The organism is Roseovarius sp., from assembly GCF_018066915.1.
GTDB lineage: Bacteria > Pseudomonadota > Alphaproteobacteria > Rhodobacterales > Rhodobacteraceae > Roseovarius.
Genome location: NZ_JAGPVV010000183.1, coordinates 1 through 6,858, shown reverse-complemented (window position 1 = coordinate 6,858; position 6,858 = coordinate 1). Strand labels below are relative to the sequence as shown.

The window sequence follows — 6,858 nt, the reverse complement described above, 5'->3', positions numbered from 1 at the left end:
CAGGAAATGCGCCCCCGCCCCGTTGCGCCCGATCCGCCAGGCCAGGGGCAGAGCCCACGCCGTCGCGATGAACGAGGTCACAAGGCAGAACATCACGGTCTCGGCCAGCGCCTGCATGAAGTAGCCGCTCGCAAAGACCCGGCGATAGACATCAAGCGTCGGCGCGCCACTCTCGCCGGTCAGGCTGACGAGGATCACAGTTGCCAGCGGATAGGCCAGGCCGAGGGCGAATATGCCCAGCAGGGCTATGGTCGTTACGATCATGAAGGCGCGCATGGCAAAGACCCCGGTCGGTCAGATTGGAAAAGGGGCCGGGGGCAGGCAAGCCGCCCCCGGCGCGATGGTTCAGCTTCCCGCCAGACCGATTTCGCTCAGCGCAGCCTTGACATCGCCGCCTTGCAGCACGGCAGCGGTGAAGGCGCGTTTGAGATTGCCGACATTGGCGGCGGCATGGGGGATGTCCACAGGCACCTGACGGGCGATCTCGGGGAAGGCATCCGACATCTCCGCCGGGATCGCACTGGCGATGACAGGCCGGAAATAGGAGCGCGCGATGATTTCCTGTGCCTCGTCGCTCAGCACCCAGTTCAGGAAATCGGCGGCCTTCTCGGGTTCGGGGGCACCTTTGGCAAACCCCATGCCGAGCGGCACCGCCGCCACACCTTCCGAGGGAACGACCACATCGACCGGCGCGCCATTGGCCCTTTCGATCAGGATGTTGCCCTCGGCATCAATGGTGATCGGGCATTCGCCTTGCGCCAGACGCGGTGCCACGATCTCGGTGCGGTAGCTGTGACCGTTGTCTTGGAACGCCTTGAGAAAGTTGAAGCCCGTGGTGAAATCGTCAGGCGTGCCGCCCAGGATCGCATTCATCGAATACATGAACACCGAGGCAGTGCCCGACCAGGTCGGATCCATCGAACAGGCAAGCCCCTTGTATTTCGGGTCGAGCAGATCGGCCCACGAGGTCGGCAGCGGCAGGCCGCGACGTTCCAGGACGTCCGTATTCACGCCGATCACGATATTGGCGGTTCCGACGCCCCACCAATAGTGTTCCGGGTCGCGCAGGTCTGCGGGGATCTCGTCAAAACGCGCAACCTTGAGCGGGGCAGTGACGCCGGAAGCCTTGGCCTCAGAGGCGATGTCGAGCGACCAGAACGCCGCATTGGCGATCGGGTTTGCCGCCTCGAGCTTGAGCGCGGCCAGCGCGGTGCTCGATCCGTTCTTGAGGTCGAGCGTGGGGCGAATGCCGGTCTTGGCCTCATAGGCCTCCACCAGACCGGCCCAGTTCATGTATTTGCTGGGCAGGTCATAAACGGTCAGTTCTTCGGCGACGACAGGGCCGGTGATGGCCAGCGTCAGCGCGGTGCAGGTCGCGGTAAGAAAGTTTTTCATGATATCCTCTAGCAGCGGTTGGTTGGGGTTTTCTCGAACCGGCGGTCCTCGTAAACGAGGTCTCCGGCCAGGAAGGTCCGGCGCACGACCGGATGGCCGAGCCGGGTCGAGACCTGTGCCAGATCGCCCCGCAAGCCGGGGGCGATGGCACCGCGATCAGTTAGGCCAAGTGCTGCGGCAGGGCCGCTGCTGACCAGCCGGATCGCGTCAAAGAGATCGGGGATATGTCCGTCCTGAACGAGTTTGAACGCGCCACAGACCAGCGCAGGCGGATAGTAGTCCGAGCAGATCGCATCCAATGCGCCCACTGCCAGCGCCTCGATCAGGTTCAGGTTGCCGCTGGCCGAGCCGCCGCGCAGCAAATTAGGACCTGCCATGCTGACAAACATACCCAAGGCGTGGGCGCGCTCTGCCGCCTCCAGACGGACGGGCATTTCCGACAGGCGACCACCTAATGCGTACCATGCCTCGGCCCGAGCTGCGCTATTGTCGTCATGCGAGGCGATGATCAGGCCAAGTTCATGCGCGCGCGCGGCGACTAGGGCTTCATGCGCCGTCTTGAGATGGGCACGCGCCTGTTTCTCGGCGACCAGCCGTTCAAGCTCGTCATCATCGGCATCGGTCAACTGCCGGTTCAGGGCCTTGTAACTTTCCAGATCAGCAAACTGCCCCTCGCCGGGCGTATGATCCATGACTGAGATCATCCGCACAACCGGATGCGCCATCGCCTCGAGCGTATAGGCTGGATCGGCAGTCACCTCGTATCGCAGGTCCACCCAGTGCTCAACCAGTAGCCGCCCCGCCGCCGCGTGATCACGGATCGCGTCCATGATCTGCCTCGAAAGCCGTTTGGAGCGGTTCTTGGCCTCGTCCTCGAAATAGGCGATGGCGTGCAGTTTCGTGGTGATCCCCCAAGCGGCGGCGTTCTTGTCGGATTGGATGAGCCCCAATTCGACCGGCATGCGCAAGGTGCCGGCACGCGGGCCAAGCGCGCCGATCTCGAATTCGATATCGTCGCCATGCAGGTCTATGCAGCCAGGGATAAGCCAATCGCCTTCGGCGTCTATCACCTGTCCGGCCCCGTCCGGTGCGCCCGCCCCCTCGCGGATGTCGGTGATGCGCCCGTCTTCAAGGCAAAGCGCCCCCTCGACAACACGATCGGGCAGAACGATCTGGGCGTTTTCAATAACAAGGGTCATAGGACAGTTTCCTCCTTGCGACAGATTGGCGTCTCGGCCATGATCCGCCCGTCGTTGATTTCGATTTCGCGATCGGCCAGCCGATCCACGGCAACGCGGTCGTGCAGCACGGCGATGGTCGAGGTGCCGGCGACCTTGAGGTCCGCCAGTAGGTCGATCACGACCTCCCGCGTCGCGGGGTCGAGCGCGGCGGTCGGCTCATCGAGGATCAGCAAACGCGGGTGCCGCATCAGCGTGAGGCCAAGATTGAAACGCTGCTTCTCGCCGCCCGAAAACGTCACCGGATAGACCGGTGCCAGCGCCTCGGGCAGGCAAAGCCGCTCGAACAGCGCCAGCGCCTCGGCCTCGGCACGGGCGCGGTCGTCATGGAGTGCCGCCTCGATCATCAGATCAAGCGCACCGACCCGCGGCACAACGCTCAGATGCTGCGAAACGTAGCCAATCTCGCCTTCGAGCAACGCGATGAGGTCGATCACCGGCAGATCGGCCAGCGTGAGCACCGTGCCATCGGCACGCCGATACCGCACAGACCCCCCGGTTGGTCGGTTGTAATGCAGCAAGGTCTTGATCAGCGTCGATTTCCCTGCGCCCGTGCGCCCCGTGAGCGCCAGAAACTCGCCTTCGGCAAGGGCAAAAGACACATCATTGAGCGCCACGATTTCGCGCGCGCCAAGAAGATGCAAGGTGAAGGTCTTGCTGAGGTTTGCCACCTCCAGAACGGGGGGGCATGTCATAGTGCGGAACTCACCAATAGTTGGGTATAGGGGGCTTGGGGGTCTTCCATGAGTTGCGTGACCATGCCGCTTTCCACGACGCGGCCCGCCTTGAGCACAATCGCACGCCGCGCCAGAAGCCGCAGAACGCCCCAGTCATGGGTCACGAGGATCACCGTCAGGCCAAGCTCGCGTTGCACTTTGCGGATGAGATCGAGCGTGCGCGCCTGCACCGAGAGATCGAGGCCGGTTGTCGGCTCATCAAGCAAAAGCACTTGCGGACGGTTGGCCAATGCGCGCGCGATCTGCACCCGCTGGCGCATCCCGGCGCTGAGCGTCATGGTCTCGACATCCATCCGGTCGCCCAGTTCCATGTGATCTAGATGGCCATGCGCGCGGCTGCGCATCCTCCCGATATGCCGCTCGCCTGCGGCTAGCATCCGCTCGATCACGTTGCCGCCCGCGCTCATGCCCATCATCAGCGCGCGGCGCGGGTTCTGATAGACGATCCCGAGATCGGAATTGCGCAGCGCGCGCCGCTCCTCGGCAGAGGCATCGTGGAGCGGCTGCTTCCCTTCCCGCCAACCGTTGTAATAAATCGCGCCTGACGTCGGCTCGGCGCGGAAATCGAGCATGTCGATGAGGCTGGTCTTGCCCGCGCCGCTTTCACCGACAATGCCGAAAATCTCGCCCGGCCAAACCTCGAAGGACACATCGCGCAGCGCCCAGACCGCGCCGCAGACCGGGCAGACGGCACTTTGGGTCGTGGCCTCCATCGCCGGGCAATTCCCCGCGCAGGGTCGCGCGCCGTGGCGCAGCGACAGGTTTTCGACCCGGATCACAGGGTTTGCCATGTCATGTCCTCCAGCGTTTCACCGCGGCATTTGCGGCACCAGGCACTGTCTGAACAGGTCCAGGTCATCTCGCCGTCCGGCCCGAGCGCAGGGGCGAGAAAGCTCTCGGTCGAGCCGCATAGACGGCAGGATCGCCCGGTCTGATCCTCGACGCGGAACGGATGATCCTCAAAGCCCAAGGGCTCTACCGTGGTATCGGGCGGGATGGCGTAGATGCGCTTTTCCCGGCCGGCGCAGAAGATGAAGAGCGCCGGCGAATGATCGAGCTTGGGCAGATCCCAGCGTGGCACATGGGTGGGATCAAGCACATAGCGCCCCTCGATCATCACCGGATAGCGCCCGCCGATCATGATCTCGCCATGGGCGATGACGCTTTCATAGAGCCTGAGCCAAAGCTTGCTGTAATCCCTCTCGGCGTGCATCTGCCGCGCAACCGCCTCGGAGCGTTCGAAAAACCGCAACGCATCGGGAAAGGCGACCTGAAGGATCACGATCTGATCCTCGCGCAATGGCACCTCCGGCACCTTGTGACGGGTCTGAATGAGATCGGCACGTTCGGGATCTGTGGTGGCGACAGCCCCCGTCACCAGCCCGACCATGCGCCGCAGGTTGACGGCGTTCACCGTCTCGTCATCGCCCTCGTCGATGATCTTGTAACGGTCATCGGGGCCGATCAGCGACAGCGTGACCTGCAATCCGCCCGAGCCATAGCCTCGCGCAATCGGCACCTCCTCTGAGACATAGGGCACCTGATATCCGGGAATGCAGACTGCACGCAGCACCGCAAGCCGGACCGAGGCCTTCATGAACTCGTCCAGATAGGCAAAGGGCCAGGGCGCATCCCAGGCCCCGGTCGTGAAACGCTCGGTCATTCTCCGGCCTCCATGGGTTCGGTTTCGGGCGTCGCCACGGTGTCGCCGACAGCGTTCCGCCTGGTTGCATTTGCCGCGCTCATCCGATCCATCACCGAAGCGAAGAGCATGTAATGCGGCTTTTTCAGATGCTCGACAAAGCCGAGGCTCTCGACACCGTCGCAATGGTAGAGCACGAACTCGGTATCGTCGGACGGTCCGCCCTCTTCCGCGTCTCCCTCTTCGAGACAGCCATCGAGAATCGACATGGCGATGGCGCGCTCTTCCTGTTGACCGAGCGCCGCGCCGAAGCCGAGCGCCAGACGCAGCCCATCCTCATCATCACCGCTGGTCGAGATCGTGCCCACGCCGGAGATGATCGCATCAACCTGCGTGACAGGCACCTCGCCGATGTCCACGTCGAAATCCCATATTGGGTGACTCAGCCGCACGGGCACATGGCCGACGCGCAATTCACCGAGGGTGGGGTGCGAATGGCCATAGCCACGCAAAGAGGAATAGGCGAGGCCGATCAGCATCCCGCTCTCGCCTCGGGCCAGCGCCTGCAACCGCGCCGACCGGGCTGGGCGCGGAAAGCGCATCGGTGCCATGGTGATATCGGCGGGCTCGGCCTCGGGGGCCTCAGCGGGTTGCTTGACCAGCCCAGCCTCGCGCAGCACCTCCACAACACGCAGCATCGCCGGAAGCGGAGCGGTTTGCCCGGCACCATCGGCCCCGAGCGCGGCCAAGGCCTCGGCTCGGCGCGTCTGCGGCACCTCGCGCAGCAGATCGTGACGCAGGAAATGCAGTGTATAATCGCGCGTCGGACCAAGGAACTGCCCGCCTGGCACCGATTTGAACGCCGAGGACAGCCGCCGCAACACCCGCATCCGGTCCATGTCGAGCGGTTCTGCGGTTCCCCGGCGCGGCAGGCTTACCCGCAACGCGCGCAACACAAAAGAGGCATGGATCACGTCGCCTTCGGACTGGACGATCGCCAGCGCGGCCAAGCGCGGCGCATAAAGCCCCGCCTCGCACATCACCCGATCCACCGCATGGCGCTGCGCCGACAGGATCATCTCCACCTGCTGTGCAACTTCGGGCGCGGCCTCTGGTGCGGCGCGAAATGCGCCAAGGCGCACCGCATCGAGCATTTCCTCGGCCGCCAGCATCGCCCTCGTGCCGCCACGAACAACGGTATAGCCCATCTCACTCCTCCCCGTGCGCAAGACGCACATGCCGCGGCAGCCCCGCGAGTCTGCCCGTCGTCTCATCGACAAGCAAAATGTCCACACCGAGCGGATAGTCGGCCGTGGCGGCAGCGCGAGCGGCTACGAAGCCGTCGGGCAAGCCGGTGACGCTCAGATCGCGTGTCCGCCCGCCGGCCGCGCCCCGGCTGACACGATAGCGGGGTCCGCCTTCGGCCTCCGCCAAACCTGCGACCATGACGATCAGCAAAGCCCCCTCTTCCGGGTGCAGCAGCGTGCCGCGCGGCAGGGCGGGCAGTATGATCGCGGCCCGCGCCGCCGGTGCCGCAGCAACCGTAGCGCGCTCGGGGCCGACAGGGCGCGCGCCGTCGGGGCCTGCCACGCCCGCAGCCTCGAAGGCCGGATCCAGATGCAGGCGTGTGCCGGTCGGCACGAAGGTGCGCAACAGACCGGCAAGGGCAGCATCACAGCCGATCACCCGGCCCGGATAGGCCAGCGCCGTCAGCGCGGCGCGACCCAAGGCCTGGGTCTCGAACGGGTCCGGCCCCAGCGGATTGATCTCATCTCTCACGCGTATCTCTCCCTTATCGATCAGTTGAATAGTCATTGGCGTCATAGGCCTCGACCTCGCCGCCTTC

The 6,858-nt window shown here is 64.5% G+C and carries 8 protein-coding genes; all 8 read right to left on the bottom strand.

Annotated features, from left to right (window positions below; all coding sequences use genetic code 11):
* On the bottom strand, positions 1 to 276 hold a 276-nt coding region (locus tag KBT70_RS10015), incomplete at its 3' end, for a hypothetical protein (RefSeq protein ID WP_296632224.1).
* A gap of 69 nt (positions 277 to 345) precedes the next feature.
* Complete coding sequence (locus KBT70_RS10010) at positions 346 to 1,395, bottom strand: extracellular solute-binding protein (RefSeq protein ID WP_037239960.1); 1,050 nt, start codon at positions 1,393 to 1,395, stop codon at positions 346 to 348.
* An 8-nt stretch (positions 1,396 to 1,403) separates the two neighbouring features.
* Positions 1,404 to 2,594, bottom strand: a complete 1,191-nt coding sequence (locus KBT70_RS10005; protein ID WP_057821629.1) for an alpha-D-ribose 1-methylphosphonate 5-triphosphate diphosphatase — start codon at positions 2,592 to 2,594, stop codon at positions 1,404 to 1,406.
* On the bottom strand, positions 2,591 to 3,328 hold the full coding sequence (locus KBT70_RS10000) for an ATP-binding cassette domain-containing protein (protein ID WP_037239963.1): 738 nt from the start codon (positions 3,326 to 3,328) through the stop codon (positions 2,591 to 2,593). Before KBT70_RS10000 ends, KBT70_RS10005 begins: the two co-directional genes overlap by 4 nt.
* Entirely contained in the window at positions 3,325 to 4,161 is an 837-nt protein-coding gene (locus KBT70_RS09995; protein WP_037239966.1) for an ATP-binding cassette domain-containing protein, read from the bottom strand. Before KBT70_RS09995 ends, KBT70_RS10000 begins: the two co-directional genes overlap by 4 nt.
* Positions 4,146 to 5,033 carry an alpha-D-ribose 1-methylphosphonate 5-phosphate C-P-lyase PhnJ gene (locus KBT70_RS09990; protein WP_037239970.1) on the bottom strand — a complete coding sequence of 296 codons (888 nt, stop codon included), beginning with the start codon at positions 5,031 to 5,033 and terminating at the stop codon, positions 4,146 to 4,148. The genes KBT70_RS09995 and KBT70_RS09990 overlap by 16 nt, the downstream gene beginning before the upstream one ends.
* A complete protein-coding gene (locus tag KBT70_RS09985; RefSeq protein WP_051922137.1) occupies positions 5,030 to 6,220 on the bottom strand; it encodes a carbon-phosphorus lyase complex subunit PhnI in 1,191 nt (396 codons plus the stop codon). Before KBT70_RS09985 ends, KBT70_RS09990 begins: the two co-directional genes overlap by 4 nt.
* 1 nt (position 6,221) lies before the next feature.
* Entirely contained in the window at positions 6,222 to 6,791 is a 570-nt protein-coding gene (locus KBT70_RS09980; protein ID WP_037239973.1) for a phosphonate C-P lyase system protein PhnH, read from the bottom strand.
* Positions 6,792 to 6,858: the final 67 nt, after the last annotated feature.